Annotated in this window: 2 protein-coding genes; both read left to right on the top strand. The window is 62.6% G+C overall.

What is annotated here, in order from left to right; all coding sequences use genetic code 11:
- On the top strand, window positions 1-468 hold a 468-nt coding region (locus AC1D1X_RS24410; RefSeq protein WP_477699503.1), incomplete at its 5' end, for an efflux RND transporter periplasmic adaptor subunit.
- Window positions 465-954 (top strand): efflux RND transporter permease subunit (locus tag AC1D1X_RS24405; RefSeq protein WP_477699502.1); only part of this gene is annotated, 490 nt, incomplete at its 3' end. The genes AC1D1X_RS24410 and AC1D1X_RS24405, both read left to right, overlap by 4 nt.

Genomic DNA, 954 nt, shown 5'->3' with positions numbered 1-954 from the left:
CTGGATTCACGTCAGCTTGCAGGCGTACGCGTGGGCCAGACTGCCCGCCTCGTTTTGCCTGGGGGCAGGAATGTGGAAGGAAAGGTGCGCCTGGTTTCGCCCACGCTGAGCACGGCCACGGGACGTGGGATCGCCTACGTCAGTCTGGCATCCGGCGAAGGGGTGCAGCCAGGGCTTTTCGCCAGCGGCACGATCGAGCTCGACGCAAAGACGGCATTCACCTTGCCGCAATCCGCGGTCGTGTTGCGTGACGGCCGCAGCTACGTCTATGTAGTCGACTCCGTCAACAAGGTAGCCGGCCGGCTGGTCACCACCGCGCGGCGGCAAGGCGACCGGATCGAGATACTGTCCGGGCTCGATGGCACTGCCCGCGTGGTGGCCAGCGGTGGGGCCTTCCTGTCGGAGGGGGCTGCGGTTACCGTAGCGCCAGCGCCCGCGGCGGCAGCGCAGAAAGTGGGTGCCAAGTGAACCTCTCTTCCTGGTCCATCCGCAATCCAGTTCCTGCGGTCCTTCTTTTTTTTCTTCTCACGGTGCTGGGTGTAGTGGGTTTTCAACGCCTGGAAATCCAGGATTTTCCGGACATGGACCTGCCGACTATCCAGGTCAGCGCCTCGCTCGAAGGTGCGGCACCGGCGCAGCTTGAAACCGAGGTGGCACGGAAAATCGAGGACAAGCTTGCTTCACTCACGCGCCTGGATCACGTTACCACCACAATCACCGAAGGTGCGGTGAGCATCAGTGTCAGTTTCCAGCTCGACAAAAACAGCGAGGAGGCCCTGAGTGAAGTGCGTAACGCGGTCGACAGCGCCCGCGCGGAACTTCCGGCAGGCATGAACTCCCCTACCGTCTCCAGGTTGACGGCTGCGGGATCGGCCATCCTCACCTACACGATCGAGTCAGGCCGGATGGACGAGCAGGATCTCACCTGGTTTGTCGACAACGATGTGTCGGTCG

The organism is Polaromonas sp. P1_G4 (assembly GCF_056405475.1).
Note: the sequence above shows the minus strand (reverse complement) of the source record. Positions and strands in the feature narration are given on the sequence as shown.